This is a genomic window from Nocardioides sp. F233, assembly GCF_057813895.1.
In genome coordinates this window covers 362249-384303 of sequence record NZ_JBVASH010000004.1, presented here as the reverse complement: position 1 = coordinate 384303, position 22055 = coordinate 362249, and the positions used below count along the sequence as shown (strand labels likewise).

Below are 22055 nucleotides of genomic sequence, written 5' to 3'. Positions count from 1 at the left end.
CGTCTCGATACGCCGCCTCGCTCGTTCCTCGCGACGGCGACTACTCGACGAACTCGGGCGGCTACTCGACGAGCTCGGCGCGCAGCATGTCCTGCACCGCCCGCCAGCCGAACACCATGGCGGTGCCGATCGGCACGCCCGGTCCCGGGTAGCAGGCGCCCGAAAGCGAGGCGCTCGCGTTGCCGGTGGCGTAGAGCCCGGGCAGCGGCTGGTCGTCGGCGCCGAGCACGCGCGCGTCGACGTCGGTGCGCAGCCCACCCTTGGTGCCGAGGTCGGCGAGTACCAGCTTCGCGGCGTAGTACGGCGGCCGGTCGAGCGGGACGAGCGCCGGGTTGGGGCCGTCACCGACGGCGAAGAAGCGGTCGTACTCGTCAGTGCCGCGGCCGAAGTCCTCGTCGGTCCCGGCGGCGGCGAAGGTGTTGAACCGGTCGAGGGTCGCCTGCAGCTCGTCGGCCGGGAGCCCGGTGTCGATGGCGAGCTCGGCGACGGTGTCGGCGCGGACCCAGGTACCGGCGGCGAGGTGCTCCTCCACGGGCGCAGCCGGCATCGTGATCGCCGGTGCGACGCCGCCGGAGCGGGAGTCGAAGACGAACCACGCGGGGATCCGGCCGGGTTCGGCGGAGAGCCGGCGGCCCATCTGGTCGTAGGGCAGCGACTCGTTCGCGAACCGGCGGCCCTGCTGGTCGACGACCACGCCGCCGCGGAACCCGAGCGTGAAGGCCGCCTGGCCGTCAGGGGTGACCAGGCCCGGGCACCACCAGCCCTCGTCCATCAGGTCCGTCGTCGCGCCGATCGCCACCGCGGCCGCGATCGGCTCGCCGGTGTTGGTCGCGGCCGGTGCCATCGCCCACGCGGCGGCCCCGGGGACGCCGTACTTCGCGCGGAGGTCCTGGTTGCGCTCGAAGCCACCGCTGCCGAGCAGCACACCGCGGCGCGCGGCGATCCGGCGTGGGCCGTCGGCGGTGGCGGCGAGGACACCGACGACGCGACCGTCGGCGACGACCAGCTCGGTCATCTCGGTGCCGGTGCGGACGGTGCCGCCGTTGTCGTGGAAGGCGTGGAGCAAGCGCCCGATCAACGCCCGGCCACCGACGAGCGGCTGGTCCGGGTGGTGGCCGAGACCGGCACGGTCGCGGTCGACGACCGGACGCACCAGGTCGGCCAGCCCGGCCGGCAGTGCATCGGCAGGCAGCGGGACCGGGACGATCGAGCGGCCGCCCGGTACCCGGCCCGGCGCGTCGAAGTAGTCGGGGAACGCCTGCGCCGCCAGCTCGATCGCCGGCTCCGCCTCGAGCTCGGCGACCACGGCGGGCGCGCCTTCGAGGAAGGCCTCCTGGCGCTCGGCCTCGGACTCACCGAGCAGCGCGCGCAGGTACGTGCGACCGGACTCGGTCGAGTCCGCCGACCCCGCGCGGCGCGTGACGTCGCTGCCGGGCAGCCAGGCCGCGGCGCCGGAGTACGCCGACGTACCGCCCAGCAGCGCGGACTTCTCCAGCACGACGGTGCTCAGCCCGTTGCGGGCGGCGGTGACGGCGGCGGCCATCGCGCCGGCTCCGGAGCCGACCACGACCACGTCGTAGGTCTCGTCGTGCTGCGTGGTCATCGGGCCTCCTGCGTCGGGGAACGTTCCGGACCACCTTGGCGTCGTCCTCGTGACGGCGCCGGTCCGGCTCCCGATCAGCGGAAGGTCGCCAGCCGGTGGGCGATCACCCGGGTCGCGCGCACGACCATCGGTGCCAGCTTCTCGACGTCGACCTGCGCCCCGCCGACGAGCGAGATCCCGCCGCACGGGCCAGTACGGCCGATGATCGGCGCCGCGACGCAGCCGAGCCGCAGGTGGTTGCGCCCACGGTCCAGGACGACACCTGCCCGGGCGCGAACGCGCGCCAGCTCGCGGTGGAGCGCGGCCAGGTCCACCCGCGGCCGGTCCGGGGAGTGCTCCTGCTGGACCGCGAAGAGCGCGTCGACGTCCTCGGGCGGCAGGAGCGCCAGCTGGGCCTTGCCGATCAGGGAAGGCGCCACCGGCAGCAGTACGCCGACCCGGGTCGGGACGCGTGCGGCGAAGGCCCCGCCGACCTTGTCCAGGATCCGCACGCCGGCGCCCTCCAGCACGCCGAGGTGGACCACCAGCCCGGTCTCCAGGTGCAGGCTGCGCAGGGTCTCGGCCGCCGCGGCGCGCAGGTCCATCTCCGGGGCGTCGCCGCCACCGAGACCGAGCGCCTGGCTGCCGAGCGCATAGCCGGCCGGCGTGTGCCGCACCCAGTCCAGCGCGATCAGCTGGTTGAGGATCCGGTGCGCGGTCGACCGCGGCAGCCCGGTCGCGTCCTGGACGTCCTCCAGCGAGAGCCGCGTGGACGGCCCCCGGAAGGCGACCATGATCGTGGTCATCCGCTCGACCATCGACAGCGGGCGCTCCTCGGCCCCGTCCCGATCGGCCCTCTCGAGGACCCCGCCCGACGCGCTCATCGCCACCTCCTGCTCGAGTTCCGGCACTTTAGCAAGCACTTGCTTGGTTTATGAAGGGCTTTGCATATCCGGTTCGGGCAGGCCGTCCGGGTGACCTTTCCGGTGTGCGGGAGGACGGCGCGCCCCGAACAGCCGCGGACGGCAGTCTGCGCGGGTGCACACCTCGCGAACCGCCACCTACGAGCACCTGCTGGCCCCCGGGACCATCGGCCCGATGCACCTCGCCAACCGCGTCGTCATGCCCGCGATGGACATGAACCTGTGCGACGAGGGCGCCATCGAGGAGCAGGACGTCGCGCACTACGCGGCCCGCGCCGCCGGTGGTACCGGACTGGTGATCACCTCGGCCGCCGCCGTCGCCTACCCGGTGGGTGCCACCAGCCGCAAGGAGCCCGGCCTCTCCGACGACCGGTTCATCCCCGGACTCACCGCCCTCGCCGACGCCGTCCACGCCGCAGGCGCGAAGCTCTGCGTCCAGGCCACGCACCACGGCAAGATGTCGAAGGTCGACACCGCCGACGGCCGGCCGCTCTTCGTGCCTTCGATGCCCGTCGGCGAGCGGGACATGTCCGCCCTGCGCGACAACACCCCGACCGAGCTCGGCGCGATGGCCACCGCCGTCTCCGAGGGGAGGACGCCGACCTTCCGCGAGGCGACCGAGGAGGACATCGCCTGGCTGGTCGGGCAGTTCGCCGCCGCGGCCCGGCGCGTGCTGCAGGCCGGGGCGGACGCGATCGAGATCCACGCCGCGCACGGCTACGTGCTCGGCACCTTCCTCAGCCGGGCCGACAACCGGCGTACCGACGCCTGGGGCGGCTCACTCGAGAACCGGGCCCGCCTCGCCTGCGACGTGATCCGCGCGGTGCGTGCCGAGGTCGGCGACGGGCTGGCGATCCTGGTCCGCGTCGCGGGCAAGGAGTACGGCGAGGACGGCGCCCTCACGACCGACGAGGCCGTGGCCGCGTCCCGTCTGTTCGAGGAGGCCGGCGCCGACGCCATCCACGTCACCGGCTGGGCGCGCAACCCGTTCCGCGACTTCACCGACGGCCCGCTGCCGAACCAGGTGGGCGCGTACGCCGACCTCGCCCGCGCCGCGAAGGACGCCGTCTCCATCCCCGTCATCGCCGTGGGTCGGGTGCTGCCCGCGCTCGGCGAGGAGCTGATCGCCAGTGGGGGCGCGGACTTCGTCGCGATGGGGCGCCAGCTGCTGGCCGACCCCGACCTGGTCGCCAAGCTTCGCGACGGGCGCGCGGCATCGGTGCGGCCGTGCATCAACTGCTACGTGTGCGTCGAGCAGAACTTCTGGGACGGCGTACCCGTGTGCGCGGTGAACCCGGCTCTCGGCAACGAGACGCTGCTTCCCTTCCCCAGCGTCGCCTCGCGGCGCCACGTCGTGGTGGTGGGTGGCGGTCCCGGCGGCATGGAGGCAGCGCGCGTCGCGGCCGAGCGCGGGCACCGGGTCACCCTCGTCGAGAAGGGCGACCGGCTCGGGGGCTCGGCCTGGTTCTCCCAGCTGACCACCCCCGCCAACGGTCCGCTGCTGGACTGGCTCCAGCACGAGGTCGAGCGGCTCGGGGTCGACGTACGTCTCGGTGAGTGCGTGGACGCGGACGACGTCGCGGCTCTCTCCCCCGACGCGGTCGTGCTCGCCACCGGCGCCCACCGCGGCCTGCCGCCCGTGCCCGGCGCCGACCTCCCCCACGTGCACACCGGCGACACCCTGCGCGGCCTGATCACCGGCGAGGGCGGCTCCGGCAGCCGCACCCTGCGCCTGCTCGGCGCGGCCGGCCGGATGAGCGGCCTGACGCGCGACCCCGAGCGGATCCGCGACCTGACCCGCAAGGTGCTCCCGATCGGCAAGGACGTCGTCGTCGTCGGCGGCTCGCTGGTCGGACTGGAGCTCGCCGAGTTCCTCGCCGAACGGCGCAAGAACGTCACCGTCCTCGAGCACGGCGCCCAGGCCGGTCTCCCGATGGCGATCCCGCGCCGCTGGACCGCCGTACGCAAGGCCACCGAGCACGGCGTCACCGTCCACCGCGACGCCGAGGTCGTCGAGATCACCGCCGCCGAGGTGCACTACCGGATCGGCGACGAGATGGCCCGCGTCCCCGCGGACCTGGTCGTCGTCGCGTCGTACGTCGAGTCCGGCGCGCCGCTCGCCGACGACCTCCGTGCCCGCGGCCTGGACGTGCACGTGGTCGGCGACGCCGGCGAGGTCGGCTACATCCAGGGCGCCATCCACTCCGCCTGGCGCGTGGCCCGGGACCTCTGACCCGGCAGAAACTGGCCCGGATTTCGCGCCGACCCGGCAGAAAGTAGCTCGCAGAACACGCCGACCCGGCAGAAAGTGGCTCGAACCAAGTGCCACTTTCTGCCGGGTCGGCGTGATTTCGGGGCCAGTTTGTGCCGGGTCGGCGTGATTGAGGAGCCAGTTCGGGCCGGGTCAGCCGAAGAAGGCCTGCCCGCCGTCGAGCGGGATGGTGGCGCCGGTGAGGTAGCGCAGGTCGCTGCTCACGAGGGCGACGACGGCGCGGCCGATGTCGTCCTCGCAGTCGCCGATACGACCCGCGGGGATGGCGGCGACGAACTCGGCGGCCTCCTCGGGGTTGTTCTCGGTCCACCGCTTCAGGCCCGGGGACAACGCGTGCGGGGCGATGCTGTTGGCACGGATCCCGTCGCGGGCCCACTCGACCGCAGCCGTGCGGGTCAGGGAGCGCACGGCCTGCTTGGCGGCGGCGTAGACGCCGTACGTCGTGGGGTCCCAGCGCACCATCGCGGAGGTGACCAGGTTGACGATGTGGCCGCCACCGCGGGCCACGAAGTGCGGGTGGCAGGCCTTCATGAAGGCGAGGGTGGCGAACGGGCCGGAGGCGAAGCTGCGCTCGACGGCGTCGTCGTCGATGGTGAGCAGCGGGCCGAACGCGCCGGAGTAGGCGTTGTTGACGAGGATGTCGACGCCGCCCATCGTGGCGACGACCTCGGCGACCGTCGCGGGGATGGTGCCGGTCTCGATGATGTCGCAGACGAACGGCTCCGCCCTCACCCCGCGCTCGCGGAGCATCGCGCACGTCGTCTCGAGCTTGGCGGCAGTCCGGCCGACCACCGCGACGTCGGCGCCCTCGGAGGCGAGCGCCAGCGCGATGCCCTGGCCGACGCCCTGGCCGGCTCCCGTCACCAGTGCGACCTGTCCCGTCAGCGAACCCATTCCAGCCTCCTCGATCATGACCGCACCGCGCGGTCCCGCGGCCATGATGGTCGGGACGGGCGGATCCGCTGGCGAACGCTCCTGCTGAGCGGAATCAGCCGAGGACCGCCCTGCCGGCGGTGATCGCCGGACCGCGCTCGGTGGCGACCTCGAGGGCGCCGTCGGCCCAGCCGCTGACGACGAGCGGCTCCCCCGGGAACACCGGCGACGCGAAGCGTCCCTCCAACCGCGTCAGGTCGGCCGGGTGTACGCCGGTCTCCCGGGCAGCGACGAGGGTCGCGGCCGCGAGGGTGGCGAGGCCGTGCAGGATCGGGCGTGGCTGGTCGATCCCGGCCGCTGCGGCCGGGTCGACGTGGATGCGGTGGCGGTCGCCGAGCAGGCGGTAGAGCAGGGCGGCGTTGTCCGCGGTCGCGGTCTGCGCCGTCCACGCCGGGTCGCCCTGCGGGGCGGTCGGACGGCCCGGGCCGCGCTCACCACCGAAGCCTCCGCGGCCCGGCGCGAAGAGCGACCACGTGGCGACGAAGTGGTCGCTCTCGACGGCCAGGTCGTAGACAGCGGCCGCTCCCTTGTCCCACACCCCGGTGACCCGCGCGGACATGGTCAGCTCGCCACTCGCCGGCAGCGGCTTCAGCACCGTGAGCGACTGGGCGCCGTGCAGCGCCGTACCGACCTCCCAGGCGCCGGCCGAGCCCAGCACGTCCGGCGCCCACTGCGCGAGGGTGAGCGCGAATCCGGGCAGCACCCGCAGGCGGTCCTCGAAGACCAGGTCCAGGTCGTCGGGGCGAGCGCCCACGGCGAGCGCGAACAGGATCGGGTCGCGGTCCGACCAGGCGACGGTGCGTTCACCGACGGTCAGGCCGAGCCAGTCGCCGGCGGGTGCGCCGGGTGCGGGAAGGGTGCTCATCGCGCCACCATGCCCAGCGGGAGCCGGGTCGCGCCCGCCCGCGACCGGTGAGCGGGAGTCCTGCTCGCGGGGCCCCGGCTCCCGTCACTAGGTTCGCGGCGCCGACAGGGGCAGCACCAACCGAAGGAGCAATCGTGGGCAACACCGACCTCACCGGTCGTACCGCCGTCGTCACCGGCGCGGGCGCCGGGCTCGGCCGCGCCGAGGCGCTGGCGCTCGCCGCCCAGGGCGCGAACGTCGTCGTCAACGACATGGGCGACGCGGCCGACGCGGTCGTCGCCGAGGTCGAGGCGCTGGGCAGCAAGGCGGTCGCGGTGAAGGGCGACGTCGGCAGCTGGGCGATGGGCCAGCAGCTCGTCGACGCCGCGGTCGACACCTTCGGCAGCCTCGACGTCGTGGTCAACAACGCGGGCATCACGCGCGACACGATGCTCTTCAACATGACCGAGCAGCAGTGGGACGACGTCGTCCGGGTCCACCTCAAGGGTCACGCCGCTGTCTCCCGCGCGGCCGCCGTGTACTTCCGATCGGCGTCGAAGTCCGTCGGCGGGCCGGTGTTCGGCAGGGTCGTCAACACGGCCTCCGAGGCATTCCTGTTCGGAGCCGCCGGGCAGTCCAACTACGCGGCCGCCAAGGCCGGCATCGTGGCACTGACCCTGTCGACGTCACGCGGCCTCGAGCGCTACGGCGTCACCGCCAACGCGATCTGCCCGCGTGCCCGCACCGCGATGACCTCCGAGGTGTTCGCCGAGGACGGCAACACCCAGCGGCTCGACATCCTCGCGCCGGAGCGGGTCGCCTCCTTCGTCGGCTACCTCGCCTCCCCCGCCGCTGCAGGGATCAACGGCCAGGTCTTCGTCGTGTACGGCGACATGGTCGCCCTGATGGCGGCGCCCACCGTGGAGAACAAGTTCGTCGCCGCCGACGGCACGTTCACCGTCGACGCGCTGGACGCCCAGCTGACGCCGTACTTCGAGGGGCGCTCGCCGTACCAGACGTACGCCGCGTTCAGCGTCGCCGAGCTCGACACCACCGGCATCGAGAACATCACCGGCTGACCTGCGCGGGCGGCTGGGCGCGCCGGAGGTCGAGGAGGTCGCGCAGGATCCCCGGAGGTCGAGGAGGTCGCGCAGCGACCGTCACGAGACCATCCGGGATGCTGCCGGAACTGTCCGTTGGCTTCGGCCGCGTCGTGGTTGGGTTCGGAAAGGCGCTGACGAGGAAGGACCGTAGGTGGTCGGGTCCGATGGTCGGGTTGCGGCCCCGCGACGACACTCGAGCTGCACCTGGTGACGTCGATTCTCCACACCCCACCGATCGAGTTTCCCCTGTCCACAGGCGGGTTTCCGGCGTTCGTTTGTGTCGGAGGTGGGTGGGAGAATTCAGTCATGGATCTCGGAACCCAGCCCCGTTCGACAGCAGCACTGCTGTCACGGGTGGGTGAGCGGATCCGTTCCCGCAACGCCCTCGTGGTCGAGGAGTGGGAGGACATCGCTGCCTGGGCCAACGACCACATCGTGTCCTCACCCGAGGGTGCCGCGACGATCACCGAGGGCTACCTCGACACCGGCATCCCGATCGCCGGCGACGGCGCACCCCTGGTCAGCGAGTTCGCGTTGATGGAGCTCGTCGCCGTGCTCGGCCGCAGCCCGGATGGCGGGAAGGCCTATGTCGGGCGGGTCATCGAGTGCGCCTGGCGGCTCCCCAACGTCTACGACGCCGTCGCCACTGGTCGGCTGGCGCCGTGGCGGGCCGAACGGATCGCCGACCTCACCCACAGCCTGTCGGCAGAGGCAGCGGCGTTCGTCGACCGGCAGCTGTTCAACGCCTCCGGCGTCGGCTGGGCCCAGCTCGAACGCCTCGTGACCGAAGCGATTGTCCGTTTCGACCCGGAGAAGGCCGAAGCCGATCGTCGCGAGGCCGCTGACGGGCGGCACTTCGACATCAGCGAGGTCGACGACCACGGTCTCGTGCACCTCGACGGCCTGATGGATGCCGCCGACGGCCACGACCTGGACCTTGCGGTGTCTCGTCGTGCGGAGGTCCTCGGCCGGTTGGGTGACGACTCGTCGCTGGATGTGCGCCGTTCGAAGGCTGCGGCGGAGCTCGCCCGTCAGGACCTCGCGTTGGACCTGCTCATCGACACCGCGCCGGAGGTCGAGGAGGTCGCGCAGCGACCGTCACGAGACCCCGGCCGAACGGTGGTCCTGAACGTCCACATCACCGACACCACCCTCACCGGCCACAACCCGGTCGGCCGGTGGGAAGAGGGCCGCTGCCCCATCGCCTCCGAGCAGATCCGGGAGTGGCTCCGAGTGCGTCACACCACCGTGATCGTGCGTCCGGTCGTCGACCTGGCCGACCACGTCCAGGTCACGGCGTACGAGATCCCCGACCGGCACCGGACGCGCGTGATCCTGCGCGACCACACCTGCCGGTTCCCGTACTGCACCCGCCCAGCAACCTGGTGCGACATCGACCACCACCGCCCCTACGGCGAGGGCGGACCGACCTGTCCCTGCAACCTCGTCCCACTCTGTCGACGCCACCACCGCGCCAAGACCCACTCACGATGGCGCTACGACATCCCGATGCCCGGTTCCTACGTGTGGACAAGTCCCACCGGCTACCAGTTCAGGGTCGACCACCGCGGCACCCACCCCATCCACACCACCGGCGAAACCAGCCCACCCGACGAGTAGCGACCCCGCCCCGCATCCCGCGAGTTCCGACGATCGCGGGGGTGCAGGCGCGTCCGACAGGCGGGCTCATGGACCTCCTCAGGCGACGGCGGTGACCAGCACGGCGACCGCGGAGGCGACGAGCGTGCCGATGACGAGCGGACGCAGCTGGGCCGGTGAGACCCGGTGGAAGATCGCGTCTCCCAGCCGCCACCCGAGCGGCAGCCCGGCGACTCCGCCGACGGCGAGCGCCAGCACGTCCGCGTCGACGTGGCCGAGGACCACGAAGGCCGCCACGGCGACGACGTCCTGGCCGGCGAAGACGGCCTGCAGGGTGGCCCGGTAGCGCCGCGGCTCCCGGTCGACGAGCGCCATCACCAGTGGCGGCCCGTTCATCCCGGTGGAGGTCAGCAGTCCCCCGCTGACGATCCCGACGAACGGCAGGCCACGACGGCCCACGCGCAGCCCGGCGGCGAGCAGCGCGACCATCACCAGCATCGCGACCGCGATGCCGGCCGACAGCGGCTCCTCGTCGGCGACGGCGAGCAGCACCAGCCCCGCGGGCATGCCGGCGAAGCCGGCCACCGTCAGCACGGCGGCGTCGCGCCGGTCGACGTGCTCCCACTCTCGCATCGCGATCCCGGCCGTCAGCACCAAGCTGACCACGGTCGCCGCCACCACCGCCCGGGCCGGGTCGGTGACCAGCAGCAGGCCGGGTACGGCGGCCAGCGCGGACCCGAAGCCCGTCACCGCCTGGACCAGTGCGGCCACCACGAAGACCGCGACCGCCACGGCGGCGAGGACGATCAGCTCCACCGCGGCAGGCTATCGACGGGTCCGGTGTCAGCCGGCGAGGGGCGCGTGCCGCGGCCAGGGCGCGGCCCGCTCGAGCTGGCCGGCCAGCGACAGCAGCAGCGGCTCGCCGCCGAGGTCCGTGAAGAAGTGCGCCCCCAGCGGCAACCCGTCGGCGTCGAACCCGGCCGGCACCGACATCGCCGAGCCGCCCGTGACGTTGACCAGGCTCGTGAAGCCGGCCATGCCGGGTGCGACGGTGTACATCACCTCGGGCTTCGTGGTGTCGAGGACCCCGAGCTCGGGCGTGCGCATGCACAGCGTCGGGGTGAGCACGACGTCGACGTCCCCGAACAGGCGCGCGGTCGCGAAGCCGACCTGCTCGAAGCCCTCGAGCGCCCGCAGCAGGTCCGCCATCGGCATCGTCGAGTAGCGGTCGTACATGACCCGCGTGAACGGCTCGATGTCGTCCTCGCGCAGCTCCCGCCCGAGCTCGGCGAGGCGGTCGTCGACGTGCGCGACGAGGTTGGCGCCCATGATCACGCCCGAGTGGCGCGCGTAGTCGGGATAGGCGACGGGCAGGGCGATCTCGACGACCTGGTGCCCGAGGTCGGTCAGCAGGTCCGCCGTACGACGGGCCGCCTCGACGCCCGCGGGATCGACCACCGGGCCGTCGGGGACCACGGTGGCTATGCCGATCCGCAGGCGGCCGGGTTCCTTGTCGACGCAGCCGAGGTAGCCGCCCACGGGCGCGGTGGCACCGAAGGTCGCCTGCCCCGGAGCCCGCCCAGCGGAGATGTCGAGCATCAGCGCGGAGTCGCGGACGGTGGTGGTGAGGGCTCCGTGGATGCTGGTGGGTGAGGAGATCGTGGAGGCGTACGGCGCCCCGGGGATCACGCCGCGACTCGGCTTGAGCCCGAACAGGCCGCAGACCGCGGCCGGGATGCGGATCGAGCCGCCGCCGTCGTTGCCGTGGGCGACCGGGACCAGTCCGGCCGCGACCGCCGCGGCGGACCCGCCGCTGGAGCCGCCGGTCGAGTGGTCGAGCGACCACGGGTTGTGGCAGGCGCCGTGCAGGACCGGCTCGGTGCTCGCGTTCTTGCCGAGCTCGGGAGTGTTGGTCGTGCCCAGGACCACCATTCCTGCGGCCTTGTAGCGCCGGACCAGCTCGCTGTCGGCGCTCGCCACCTTGTCGGCCCACAGGCGGCTGCCGCCGGTGGTCGGCAGCCCGGCCACGTCGGCGGCGAGGGACTTGATGACCACCGGGACGCCGGTCAACGGGCCGTCGGGCAGGCCGGCGGCGACCTCGGCGAGCGCCTCGTCGTACCGGGTGCCGACCATCGCGTTGAGCTGCGGGTCGAGCTTCTCGATGCGGCGGATGCTCTCCTCGACCACCTCGCGGGCACTGGTCTCGCCGCTGCGGATCGCGGCGGCGGTGGCGATGGCGTCGGGCAGAGCGGGACTGGTCATCGGTGGGTCACTCCTCGACGATCGGGTGGTGGCAGGCGACGTACTGCCCGGGACGGACCTCGCGCAGCTCCGGCTCCTCCGCTGAGCAGCGCTCGGTGGCCAGCGGGCAGCGGGTGCGGAACCGGCAGCCCGAGGGCGGGTTCAGCGGCGAGGGCAGCTCGGTGGCGGCGGCCGACGCGCTCAGCTCGCGGTCGCCGGCGCCGGGGATCGAGGCGAGCAGCATCTGCGTGTACGGGTGCGCGGCGTCCTGATCGATCCGGCCGGACGGGATGACCTCGCAGGTCTTGCCGAGGTAGAGGACCATCACCCGGTCGCTGATGTTCTTCACGACCGAGACGTCGTGGGCGATGAAGACCATGCTCAGGTCGTAGCGCTCCTTGGTGCGCTCGAGCAGGTTGAGGATCTGGGCCTGCACCGAGACGTCGAGCGCGGAGACCGGCTCGTCGCAGATGAGGACCTCGGGGTTCATCATCAGTGCCCGGGCGATGCAGACGCGCTGGCACTGGCCGCCGGACAGCTCGTGCGGGCGGCGGTCCCAGACCACGTCGGGGTCGAGGCCGACCGCGGAGAGGGTCTCGCGGACGAGGTCCTCCTTCTCCTGCTTCGTGCCCTCGAAGCCCCAGATCGCCAGGCCCTCGGTGACCAGGTCCTTGACCTTGCGACGCGGGTTCAGCGAGGACGTGGGGTCCTGCATGATCATCTGCATCCGCGAGCGTGCCTTGCGCAGCGGGCGCGAGGTCAGGCCGGTCAGCTCGCGCTCGCCGAGGCGGACGGTGCCGGACGTCGGCGACGGCAGCTGCATCACCGCGCGGCCGGCGGTGGACTTGCCGCAGCCGGACTCGCCGAGGATGCCGAGGGTCTCCCCCGGCAGCAGGTCGAGGCTCAGGCCCGAGACCGCGTGCACCTTCTGCCCGCGGCCGACGGGGAACTCGACGACCATGTCGTCAACGGTGAGGACGGGCGCCTGCTCGGGGCGCAGGTGCGCGGTTCCGCTTCCGGCCATCAGCTGATCTCCTCTGCGAGGGCGGCCTGTGGGGCGCCGAGGTCGACGTCGGGCAGCGGGAAGTGGCAGGCCGCCACGTGGGAGGTACGACGCACGCCGATCTCCAGCAGCTCCGGCTGATCCGCGGTGCAGCGGTCCTGCACGTAGGGGCAGCGCGGCGCGAACCGGCAGCCGTCCGGCGGGTTGGCCATGTTGGGCGGCGAGCCGACGATCGCCCGCAGCGTGGTGTGCGGCGGGTCGGACAGGCGCGGGATCGAGGCGAGCAGGCCCTCGGTGTAGGGGTGCCGGGGGCCTTCGAACACCTCACCGGTGGCGGACCGCTCGACCACGCGGCCGGCGTACATCACCTGGACTCGGTCGGTGCGCCCCGCGACGGCGCCGAGGTCGTGGCTGATCAGGATGGTCGCCATCTGCCGGCTCTCGGCCAGCGAGGTGAGCAGGTCGAGGATCTGCTTCTGAACGGTGACGTCGAGGGCCGTGGTGGGTTCGTCGGCGATGAGCAGCTTGGGGTCGCAGCACAGCGCCATCGCGATGACGACACGTTGCCGCATGCCGCCGGAGAGCTCGTGCGGGAACTGGCTCATCCGGCGGGCGGGCTCGGGGATCCCGACCTGGCGCAGCAGGTCGATCGCCCGCTCCGCCGCTGCCAACTTGCCCAGGCCGAGGTGCAGCCGCAGGGCCTCGGTGATGTGGGTGCCGACCCGCTTGACCGGGTTGAGCGAGGTCATCGGGTCCTGGAACACCATCGCGACCTCGGAGCCCCACAGCTTGCGGCGCTCCTTGGCGCTGATCGCGTGGACGTCCTTGCCGGCGATGCGCACTGTGCCGTGCACCTTCGTGGTGGGGCCGGTCGTGATCAGGCCCATGATGGTGCGGCCGAGGACGGACTTGCCCGAGCCGGACTCGCCGACGATGCCCAGCGTCTCGCCGGCGCGCAGGCTGAGCGAGACGCCGTCGACGGCGCGGACGAGGCCGCGGGCGGTCTGGAACTCGGTTCGGACGTCCTCGACCTCGAGAACGGTCTGGTCGCTCACAGCTTCGCACTCCTCGGGTCCCAGCGCTTCTGGGCCTTCTCGCCCAGCAGGTTGAACGAGAACACGGTCAGGAACAGGAACACACCGGGCACCAGCACGATGTGCGGGTGCTCCTGCATGGTGCTGCCCTCCGCCTCCGAGATCATGTTGCCCCACGTCGGCTCGGGCGCCTGGACGCCGAATCCGAGGAAGCTGAGCGACGCCTCGGCCACGATCAGCACCGAGATCATCACGACCATCATCGAAAAGATCGGCAGTACGACGTTGGGCACCAGCTCACGCCACATGATCCGCAGCTTGGTCGCGCCCATCGCCCGGGCGGCGAGGACGAACTCGCGCTGGGCGAAGGCGATCGTGTTGGCCCGGGCCAGGCGGATCATGCTCGGGATGGTGAGCAGGGCCAGGGCCAGGGCGACGTTGCGCAGCTTGGGCTCGAGCACCGTGGCGAGCGCGATCAGCAGCACCAGCGGCGGGACCGCGAGCAGGGCGTTGGTGAAGATGCCGATCACGCTGTCGACGCCCGAGCGCAGGAAGCCCGCCACGACGCCGATGCTGCCGCCGACGACGGTGCCGATGGCGACCGCCGAGAGGGCGATGACGAGCGAGGTCCGGGCGCCGTAGATCGAGCGGGACAGCATGTCGAGGCCGTAGTTGTTGGTGCCGAGCGGGTACGCCGAGAGCAGCTTCGGCGGCTCGTAGATCGGCGCGTCCAGCGCCTTCACCACGTCGACGTGCTCGCCGAGCGGCAGCACCGGCGCGAGCAGGGCGACGACGGCGAGCAGCACCAGCCAGCCGCAGCACAGCCACAGCAGGATGTCCGGCCGGCCACCGCGCACCGCCCACACGACCCGGGACAGGCCCTGGGCGAGCACGATGACGCCGGCCAGGAAGAGCACGGCCTTCACGAACAGCAGCAGCGGCGCGCTCCAACCGACGACGAGCAGCGCGAGGCCGGCGACGACCATCCCGGCGCCGAGGCCACCGAGGCTGCGGGCCGAGAGCTTCGACCCGATGGGGTTCTTCCTAGGCATGAGCACGGCGGGTCCTTGGGTCGAGGTAGCCATAGGAGAGGTCGATCCCGGCGTTGATGACGACGTAGATCGCGGCGATGAGGAGCACGGCGCCCTGCACCATCGGGAAGTCGCCGGTGTTGGCGGACTTGATGACCAGACTGCCCATGCCCGGCAGCGCGAAGAGGTACTCCACGATCACGGTGCTGCCGATCAGCCGGCCCATGCTGATGCCGAGCAGGGTGACCAGCGAGAACGACGAGGGCCGCAGCGCGTCGCGGAGCAGGATCCGCAGCGGCGGCATGCCCTTGGCACGCGCCGCGAGGATGTAGTCCTCGTGCAGGGTCACGAGCAGGTCGTTGCGCAGCACCCGGGTGAACAGCGCGAGCTCCATCAGGGCGATCGTCAGCGCCGGCAGGAACGCGTGGTAGAGGTTGTCGAGCGGGCCGTCCCCGAAGCGCACCCACTGGGCCCGCGGGAACCAGCCGAGGCCGTTGGCGAAGATCGCGATCAGCAGCAGGCCCCCCAGGAACGACGGCACGGACAGGATCGCGAACATCGAGGCGCCGATGGCCCGGTCGACCAGGCCGCCCTCGTGCGAGGCGCTCCACATCGCCAGCGGGATCGCCAGCACCAGCGCCATCAGCAGGCCCAGGCCCGCGAGCTCGACGCTGACGGGCAGCGCCGTGAGGACGCGGTGCACGACGTCGCTGTTGGGCGGCACCAACGAGCGGCCGAGGTCGCCGGTCAGCGCGTTGCCGAGCCAGTCGACGTACCGCGCGAAGACGTTGCCGTCGAGGCCGAGCTCGGTGCGCTTGGCGGCGTACTCCGCGGGCGTGTGGCCCTCGCCGAGCACGGCGACCGCAGGGTCGCCCGGCATCAGCGACACCATCATGAACACGCCGAAGCTGACCAGCAGCAGCACGGCGACCAGCTCGCCGAGCCGCAGCGCCAGGCGGCGGCTCATCGGGCCGCCTCCGGGCCAGCCGGCGCGGCTGGCATCGGATCGAAGGACATCCGCTCGCATCCCTTCAGACGGTGTCGGGGGTCACGATCCCCCAGGACGTCGGGCAGCGTAGGGCGCCGTTCGGAGCGTGCGACGCGACGGCTCCCACTGACCGGGAGGACCCTCATCGGGGCCGCGCCAGGTGCTTGTCGATGAACAGTCCCTCGGCGCGGACGAGGACCTCGTCACCGGCCGTGATCGTGCCGTGCGACCAGATCTTGCGGCCCTCGACACGCTCCTGCCAGCCGCGCACGACCAGGTCGGTGTGCAGCGGCACCGGGCGCTCGTAGCGCAGGGTCAGGGTGCCGGTCATCCCCGAGGTGCCGGCGTGCGCGTTGGCCACGCCGAGGGTGTGGTCGAGGAGCAGCGCGCTGATGCCGCCGTGCACGCATCTGGGCGGGCCCTGGTACGGGACGCCGAGGTTGACGGTGCCGGCAACCGATCCCCCTGGCTCGGCGGAGAGGACGAGTGGCGGCGCGATCGCGTTCTCGGGTCCGGTGACCGGGTCGTGGCGGGTCACGCCCTCCCCCGACCACATGTCGACCATCCGGTCGGCGAGCGCGGGGGCAAGGTCCTCGACCTCGCTGGCCATCGCGGTCAGCCGCCGGGCCAGGTTGTCGAGATCGAGGTCGACCCGGCCGCCGGCGGCGAGGAGCGCGGCCGCGAGGCGTCGTACGGCGGCCACGGCGGTGTCGATGCCCGAGTCGTCGGGTCGTGCAGTGAGCTCCGTCAGCGTCATCGGGTCACCTCCGCGACCGCGTGGCTGAGCACCGGCTGCTCGCCGCGCTCGGGGCAGTACGCCGACAGGACGAGCCGGTCGCCGTCGCGCCAGACCGAGGTGCGGATCGTCTCGCCGGGGACCAGGGTGCCGGCGAAGCGGACCGCGATGCTGCGCAGCCGGGTGGCGTCGCCGTCGAGGAGCCCGTCGACGAGCGCCTTCGCGACGATGCCGTACGACGCGAGGCCGTGCAGGATCGGCCGGTCGAAGCCGGCGGACGCGGCGAAGGCCGGCTCGGCGTGCAGCGGGTTCAGGTCGCCGTTGAGGCGGTAGAGCAGCGCCTGTCCCGGGTCCGTGGGGCTGTCGAGGACGTGGTCGGGAGCGCGGTCGGGGGCGCTCCACGAGGTGTCCGGCCCGGGCTCGCCGCCGAAGCCACCCTCGCCGCGCGCCCAGACCTGCATCTGCGCGGTCCACAGTGGCCCGTCGGCGTCGGCCACCCGGTGCTCGAGCACGACCACGGCGGCCTTCCCCTTGTCCCACACGTCGGCGACCCTGGTGCTCAGCTCGGCCGTGCCGGCGGCCGGGATCGGCCGGTGCACGGTGAGCGCCTGGCCGCCGTGCAGGACCCGGCGCAGGTCGACGTCGATGCCGGGCATCCGCATCGCCGGGGCGCTCGGCTCGTCGCCGGCCGAGATCGTCCTGCCCGCGACGACCGCGAAGGTCGGCAGCACCTGGAGGTCGCGCTCGAAGGTGTAGGCCAGCTCGGGGTCGACGTCCGCGTGCCGGCCGGCGCCGAGGGACAGGTGGTAGAGCAGCACGTCGCGCCGGGTCCACGAGATGGTCCGGACCGCCGGCGGTGCGGAGAGCGCGGTGGCGAGGTCGATCGGCATCGGGTCCCCGCTCAGTAGTGCTCGGCCGGGCGCAGCGTCGCCTCGGCGCCACCGTCGACGTAGATGACCTGCCCGGTGACGTGGCTGTTGGCCTCACTCACCAGCCAGGCGAGCACCTCGGCCGGTGCCTCCGGCGGGGCGTACCCGTTGAGCGGCATCGGCACGGCGGCGTCCATCACCGCGCGCATCCTCGGGTCGTCGATCAGCCCGGCGCTCATCGGGGTGAGGATGACGCCGGGCGCGATCACGTTGAGCGGTACGCCGGCATCGGCCCAGCCGGGCGCGACGCAGGTGGTGCGGGCCCACCGGGCGAGCGCGGCCTTGGTGGACGGGTAGATCAGGGTCGGTGCGCCCTCCCCGACCAGGGCCGCTGCGCGGTCGGTGGCGGCCGTCGTACGGCCGGCGAGGAGGTGGTCGACCAGCTCGGGGTCGTTGGGCTGGGTGCCGGAGATCGAGCCGACCACGGCCACCCGACCGGCCTCCGACGCGGCCAGCGCCGGCTGCAGCCCGGTGACGAGCTCGACCGTGCCGAAGTAGTTGACCTCGACCATCAGCGGGCTCGGGACCGAGGTGCCGGCACAGGTCACCAGCCCGTCGAGGACGCCGTCGCAGCGCTCGGTGATGCCGGCGACGGCGGCGGCCCGGCCCTCGGCGGTCGCGAGGTCGGCGACGAGGTCCGCGTCGACCCGGTCGACGGTGATGACGCGGTCGCCACGGGCCTCGAGGATCCTCACGAGGGCGGCGCCGATCCCGGAGGCGGAACCGGTGACGGCGATGGTGCGGGACATGGACGTTCCTCCGTGGGTGCTGTCGGGTGGTGGGATCAGATGTGGGAGCCGCCGTCGACCCGCAGGTCGAGGCCGGTGAGGTACGACGCGTCGGGCGAGGCAGCGAAGGCGATCGCGGCCGCGACCTGCTCCGGCCGGGCCGGGCCGAGGGGCGAGCGGATCCGGTCGAACGCACTGAGGTCGAGGCCGGGTTCGACGGCGACCGAGCGGGTGAGCGGGGTGTCGACGGTGCCCGGCGAGACCGGCACGACCCGGATCCCGCGTCCGATCAGCTCGGCGGCGAGGCTCAGCGAGAAGCCGAGGACGGCACCCTTCGAAGCGGAGTACGCCGACATGTAGGGGTTCCCGTGGGCGGCTGACGTCGAGGCGACGTTGACGATCACGCCGGTGCCGTCGGGCAGCAGCGGGACCACCTCGCGGCAGAAGAGCGCCGTACCGACCAGGTTGATCTCGAACAGGTCCCGCAGGTCGGCGACCGACAGGGACGTGATCGGTGTCGTGCGGTGGGCGCCCGCCACGTTGACCAGCGCCTCGACGCTGCCGAGCTCGGCGTGCGCCGCCTGGACCGCGGCGACGACCGCGGCCTCGTCGGTGACGTCGACGACCGCGGTCGTGACCCGGCCGGTCCCGACCGACGTCGCCACGGTGTCGGCCAGGCCGGCCGCGTCGCGGTCGACGGCGAAGACGGCCGCACCCTCCGAGACCAGCCGGACGACCGTGGCCTGGCCGATGCCCGACGCGGCGCCGGTGACGATGACGTTGGTGCCGCTGAACCTCTGCATGGCCGCGACCCTAGGGACGATCACGTCCCGGGGCGTCGGCGATCACCGGTCAGCGGGAGTGGCGGTGGTTCAGCCCTCGAGCGGGCGCAGCAGCAGGGCGCAGGCGGCCCTGATGTCGTCCTCGGCGTCCTCGACCGAGAACCGCTTGTTGAGCAGCGAGACCAGGGTTCCGAACCAGCAGGAGATGATCAGCCGGACCTGGCGCTCGGCCTCCTCGGTCACCTCGCTCATCCCCGCGGCCCGCTGGACGATCCGCGCGAAGCGCACGTCGTCGAAGGCCGACTCCTGGGAGCCCATCGCGTAGGCCTGGCTGTTGGCCTGGATCATCGCCAGCGAGAGCTTCGGCATCCGGGCCATCTCGCGGCTGATCCGGATCAGCAGGTCGGCCACGCCGGCGGCCGGGTCGGCCACCGCGACGCCGTCGGGCTGCTGGTCGTACTCCCCCACCCGCCAGCGCATCACCGAGCTGAACAGGTCGACCTTCGAGGGGAAGTACCGGTAGAGCGTGGCGATCGCGACGTTCGCCTGCTTGGCGACGTCGTTCATCTGGACGTGCTCGAGGCCGTGCTCGGCGCCGAGCTTGGCCGCCGCCCGCAGGATCCGCTGGTAGCGATCCTTCTGGACGCTCGAGCTCGGCTTGGCCGCAGGCCGGCCCTCGGCGATCCGTGGCACTGCTGACTCCCTCCGGTGGCTGCGTCCCGATGGTCGGACCAGACGGGGGCGATCGGATCGCAGCCTACCGGTCAGTGGGATCCCGGAGCGGTTGATCGCAGGCCGCGCCCCTTCCGGTGAGTGGGACCGACGGCACCGGCCGTCGTACGGCGCCGGACAGACTCGCCGGACCAGACATCCGCGCCCGGCGTACCGCCACCGGCGCGACGAATCCTCGAGGGGAGATCCGCACATGACCGCAGTCGGAGACGAGGTCCGCCACATCGAGTCGGGTCCGCCGCCCACCCGCTTCGCCCGTGGCTGGCACTGCCTGGGGCTGGTCCGCGACTTCAACGACGGCAAGCCCCACCAGATCAACGCCTTCGGCCAGAAGCTCGTGGTGTTCGCCGGCGAGGACGGCGCGATCAACGTGCTCGACGCCTACTGCCGTCACATGGGCGGCGACCTGTCGCAGGGCGAGGTCAAGGGCAACGAGATCGCCTGCCCGTTCCACGACTGGCGCTGGGGCGGCGACGGGCGCTGCAAGCAGATCCCCTACGCCCGCCGGGTCCCGCTGCGCGCCCGCACCGCCGCGTGGCAGACGATGACCCAGGACGGCATGCTCTTCGTCTGGAACGACCCGGAGGGCAATCCGCCGACCGAGGACGCCGTCATCCCGCGGATCGAGGGCTACGACAACCCCGAGTGGACCGACTGGGTCTGGTACACCACGAAGATCGAGGGCTCCAACTGCCGCGAGATCGTCGACAACGTCGTGGACATGGCGCACTTCTTCTACGTGCACTTCACCTTCCCGACGTACTTCAAGAACATCTTCGAGGGCTCGGTCGCCACCCAGCTGATGACCGGCACCGGCCGCGAGGACGTCGCCCGCCCGCAGAACAGCGGCGACGGCCCGAGGAGCACCGGGACGACGTCGACGGCGGCGTACTACGGCCCGTCGTTCATGATCGACGACGTCACGTACCACTACAGCGACGGCAACGACATGCCCACGACGCTGATCAACTGCCACTACCCGATCGACGCCAACTCGTTCGTGTTGCAGTACGGGATCATGACGAAGAAGCCGGCCGGCGTCGAGGACGAGGCGGCGACCGCCACTGCCCGCAAGCTCGGCGACTTCATCCGGATCGGCTTCGAGCAGGACGTGCAGATCTGGCGCAACAAGGCCCGCATCGAGAACCCGCTGCTGTGCGAGGAGGACGGGCCCGTCTACCAGCTGCGCCGCTGGTACGAGCAGTTCTACGTCGACGCCGCCGCCGTCACCCCCGAGATGGTCGAGCGCTTCGAGTTCGAGATCGACACCACCAAGCCCAACGAGGCCTGGCGGCACGAGGTCGAGGAGAACATCGCCAAGCGCGCGGCCGCCTCCGGCCAGCCGGTCTGATGGCCGTGCGGCCCGACGTCCGGCTCGACGACGCCCCCATGCAGCCCGTCCCGTGCGGGACCTGCGGGGCGCTCGTCGAGGCCCGGAAGAGCTCGTGGGACCAGACCAGCATCCAGTGGAACGACGCGGCGCTCGCCACCTGCATCGAGCGCCGCGCCTCCACCCCGCGGCCCGGCCCCAACGGCGCCACCTTCACCGGGTGCGCCGCCCTGCGCGACGCGATCCGGGAGGCCGCCGTACGCGGCACCCTGGACGTCGTGGACGACGAGCCGCTCAGGACCAACCCCGACCATCATCCCGACCAGCACGACACGGAGGTGCACGCCTGATGGGCGTCGACCTGGAACGCCACGGCCCGTGGGCCGTCATCGCCGGCGGCTCGGAGGGCGTCGGCGCGTCCTTCGCCCGGCAGCTCGCCGAGACCGGCCTGAACCTGGTCCTGCTGGCCCGCAAGCCCGGCCCGCTGGAGGAGACCGCGGCGGCATGCCGCGCGCTCGGGGTCGACGTACGGACCCTGGCGGTGGACCTCACCGACCCCGACGCGATCAAGCAGGTCGCCGAGGTCACCGACGGCCTGGAGGTCGGCCTGCTCGTCTTCAACGCGGGCGCCAACACCTACGGACACGAGTTCGTCACCGGCGACCTCGACCGCTTCCAGGGCGTCATCGACCTCAACGTCACCGCCCAGCTCGCCCTCGTCCAGCTCTTCGGCGCCCCGATGCGCGAGCGACGCCGCGGCGGCATCCTGCTGATCGGCTCCCTCGCCGGATACATGGGCTCGGCCCAGATCAGCATCTACGCCGCCGTGAAGTCGTTCTGCCGGGTCTTCGCCGAGGGCCTGTGGCTGGAGATGCAGGAGTACGACGTCGACGTCCTCGAGTTCGTCCTCGGCGTCACCCGCACCCCCGCCATGGAGCGCGCCGGCCTGAACTTCGACATCCCCGGCATGCACGTCTCCGAGCCCGACGACGTCGCCCGCCAGGCCCTCTCCCTGCTGCAGGACGGTCCGGTCCGGGTCGCGGAGGGCAACGAGAAGGTCGCGGAGATCCGCAGCGGCCACGACCGGTCGGCGCTCGTGCGGGATGCGCTGGCGAAGTCGAAGAAGCTGCTGCCTGCTGCCTCCGAGTAGCGCGACCCGGCAGGAACTGGCTCCTGCATTCCGCCGACCCGGCAGAAAGTGGCTCCGGATTTCCGCCGACCCGGCAGAAAGTGTCCTCAGATTTCTGCCGACCCGGACGAGTTTG

General features: G+C 72.4%; 21 protein-coding genes. 6 read left to right on the top strand and 15 right to left on the bottom strand.

Annotation, left to right across the window (positions count from 1 at the left end; genetic code table 11):
- Window positions 1-61: 61 nt before the first annotated feature.
- Complete coding sequence (locus ACZYRU_RS17850) at window positions 62-1603, bottom strand: FAD-dependent oxidoreductase (RefSeq protein WP_488958433.1); 1542 nt, start codon at window positions 1601-1603, stop codon at window positions 62-64.
- A 74-nt stretch (window positions 1604-1677) separates the two neighbouring features.
- The gene (locus tag ACZYRU_RS17845; RefSeq protein WP_488958432.1) at window positions 1678-2466 is read right to left on the bottom strand and encodes an IclR family transcriptional regulator; all 789 of its coding nucleotides are present in this window, start codon (window positions 2464-2466) and stop codon (window positions 1678-1680) included.
- A 154-nt stretch (window positions 2467-2620) separates the two neighbouring features.
- On the opposite strand from ACZYRU_RS17845, the gene ACZYRU_RS17840 reads away from it, so the two are divergent.
- Complete coding sequence (locus tag ACZYRU_RS17840; protein ID WP_488958431.1) at window positions 2621-4738, top strand: oxidoreductase; 2118 nt, start codon at window positions 2621-2623, stop codon at window positions 4736-4738.
- A gap of 171 nt (window positions 4739-4909) precedes the next feature.
- Here the strand turns inward: ACZYRU_RS17840 and ACZYRU_RS17835 are convergent, their stop codons facing one another.
- Together ACZYRU_RS17835 and ACZYRU_RS17830 are read right to left on the bottom strand one after the other, a co-directional pair.
- Window positions 4910-5671 carry an SDR family NAD(P)-dependent oxidoreductase gene (locus ACZYRU_RS17835; RefSeq protein WP_488958430.1) on the bottom strand — a complete coding sequence of 254 codons (762 nt, stop codon included), beginning with the start codon at window positions 5669-5671 and terminating at the stop codon, window positions 4910-4912.
- 94 nt (window positions 5672-5765) lie between these two features.
- Window positions 5766-6575 (bottom strand): MaoC/PaaZ C-terminal domain-containing protein, encoded by an 810-nt coding sequence (locus tag ACZYRU_RS17830; RefSeq protein ID WP_488958429.1) that lies wholly within the window; start codon window positions 6573-6575, stop codon window positions 5766-5768.
- 134 nt (window positions 6576-6709) lie between these two features.
- Here ACZYRU_RS17830 and ACZYRU_RS17825 point away from each other — a divergent pair, with 134 nt between their 5' ends.
- Together ACZYRU_RS17825 and ACZYRU_RS17820 are read left to right on the top strand one after the other, a co-directional pair.
- Complete coding sequence (locus ACZYRU_RS17825) at window positions 6710-7633, top strand: 3-oxoacyl-ACP reductase (protein WP_488958428.1); 924 nt, start codon at window positions 6710-6712, stop codon at window positions 7631-7633.
- Window positions 7634-7963: 330 nt separating this feature from the next.
- Window positions 7964-9277, top strand: coding sequence for an HNH endonuclease signature motif containing protein (locus ACZYRU_RS17820; RefSeq protein ID WP_488958427.1), 1314 nt, complete (start codon window positions 7964-7966; stop codon window positions 9275-9277).
- A 78-nt stretch (window positions 9278-9355) separates the two neighbouring features.
- On the opposite strand, the gene ACZYRU_RS17815 is transcribed toward ACZYRU_RS17820, so the two are convergent.
- From ACZYRU_RS17815 to ACZYRU_RS17765, 11 genes are all read right to left on the bottom strand, one after another.
- Window positions 9356-10072: a sulfite exporter TauE/SafE family protein gene (locus ACZYRU_RS17815; RefSeq protein ID WP_488958426.1), complete on the bottom strand. Its 717-nt coding sequence runs from the start codon at window positions 10070-10072 to the stop codon at window positions 9356-9358.
- Window positions 10073-10099: 27 nt separating this feature from the next.
- A complete protein-coding gene (locus ACZYRU_RS17810; RefSeq protein ID WP_488958425.1) occupies window positions 10100-11518 on the bottom strand; it encodes an amidase in 1419 nt (472 codons plus the stop codon).
- A gap of 7 nt (window positions 11519-11525) precedes the next feature.
- Window positions 11526-12521 carry an ABC transporter ATP-binding protein gene (locus ACZYRU_RS17805; protein WP_488958424.1) on the bottom strand — a complete coding sequence of 332 codons (996 nt, stop codon included), beginning with the start codon at window positions 12519-12521 and terminating at the stop codon, window positions 11526-11528.
- On the bottom strand, window positions 12521-13555 hold the full coding sequence (locus tag ACZYRU_RS17800) for an ABC transporter ATP-binding protein (RefSeq protein ID WP_488958423.1): 1035 nt from the start codon (window positions 13553-13555) through the stop codon (window positions 12521-12523). Before ACZYRU_RS17800 ends, ACZYRU_RS17805 begins: the two co-directional genes overlap by 1 nt.
- Complete coding sequence (locus tag ACZYRU_RS17795; protein ID WP_488958422.1) at window positions 13552-14586, bottom strand: ABC transporter permease; 1035 nt, start codon at window positions 14584-14586, stop codon at window positions 13552-13554. Before ACZYRU_RS17795 ends, ACZYRU_RS17800 begins: the two co-directional genes overlap by 4 nt.
- A complete protein-coding gene (locus ACZYRU_RS17790; protein ID WP_488958421.1) occupies window positions 14579-15532 on the bottom strand; it encodes an ABC transporter permease in 954 nt (317 codons plus the stop codon). Before ACZYRU_RS17790 ends, ACZYRU_RS17795 begins: the two co-directional genes overlap by 8 nt.
- Window positions 15533-15695: 163 nt before the next feature.
- Window positions 15696-16310, bottom strand: coding sequence for a PaaI family thioesterase (locus ACZYRU_RS17785; RefSeq protein WP_488958420.1), 615 nt, complete (start codon window positions 16308-16310; stop codon window positions 15696-15698).
- Window positions 16307-17179, bottom strand: a complete 873-nt coding sequence (locus ACZYRU_RS17780; RefSeq protein WP_488958419.1) for a MaoC/PaaZ C-terminal domain-containing protein — start codon at window positions 17177-17179, stop codon at window positions 16307-16309. The genes ACZYRU_RS17785 and ACZYRU_RS17780 overlap by 4 nt, the downstream gene beginning before the upstream one ends.
- A gap of 11 nt (window positions 17180-17190) precedes the next feature.
- Complete coding sequence (locus ACZYRU_RS17775; protein WP_488958418.1) at window positions 17191-17967, bottom strand: SDR family oxidoreductase; 777 nt, start codon at window positions 17965-17967, stop codon at window positions 17191-17193.
- 35 nt (window positions 17968-18002) lie between these two features.
- Window positions 18003-18749 (bottom strand): SDR family NAD(P)-dependent oxidoreductase, encoded by a 747-nt coding sequence (locus tag ACZYRU_RS17770; RefSeq protein WP_488958417.1) that lies wholly within the window; start codon window positions 18747-18749, stop codon window positions 18003-18005.
- A 69-nt stretch (window positions 18750-18818) separates the two neighbouring features.
- The gene (locus ACZYRU_RS17765) at window positions 18819-19421 is read right to left on the bottom strand and encodes a TetR/AcrR family transcriptional regulator (protein ID WP_488958416.1); all 603 of its coding nucleotides are present in this window, start codon (window positions 19419-19421) and stop codon (window positions 18819-18821) included.
- A gap of 232 nt (window positions 19422-19653) precedes the next feature.
- Here ACZYRU_RS17765 and ACZYRU_RS17760 point away from each other — a divergent pair, with 232 nt between their 5' ends.
- From ACZYRU_RS17760 to ACZYRU_RS17750, 3 genes are read left to right on the top strand one after another with little or no spacing between them, the layout of a single operon-like run.
- A complete protein-coding gene (locus ACZYRU_RS17760) occupies window positions 19654-20811 on the top strand; it encodes a 3-ketosteroid-9-alpha-monooxygenase, oxygenase component (protein ID WP_488958415.1) in 1158 nt (385 codons plus the stop codon).
- Window positions 20811-21140, top strand: coding sequence for a hypothetical protein (locus ACZYRU_RS17755; protein WP_488958414.1), 330 nt, complete (start codon window positions 20811-20813; stop codon window positions 21138-21140). Before ACZYRU_RS17760 ends, ACZYRU_RS17755 begins: the two co-directional genes overlap by 1 nt.
- Window positions 21140-21940: an SDR family NAD(P)-dependent oxidoreductase gene (locus ACZYRU_RS17750; protein ID WP_488958413.1), complete on the top strand. Its 801-nt coding sequence runs from the start codon at window positions 21140-21142 to the stop codon at window positions 21938-21940. The genes ACZYRU_RS17755 and ACZYRU_RS17750 overlap by 1 nt, the downstream gene beginning before the upstream one ends.
- Window positions 21941-22055 lie beyond the last annotated feature (115 nt).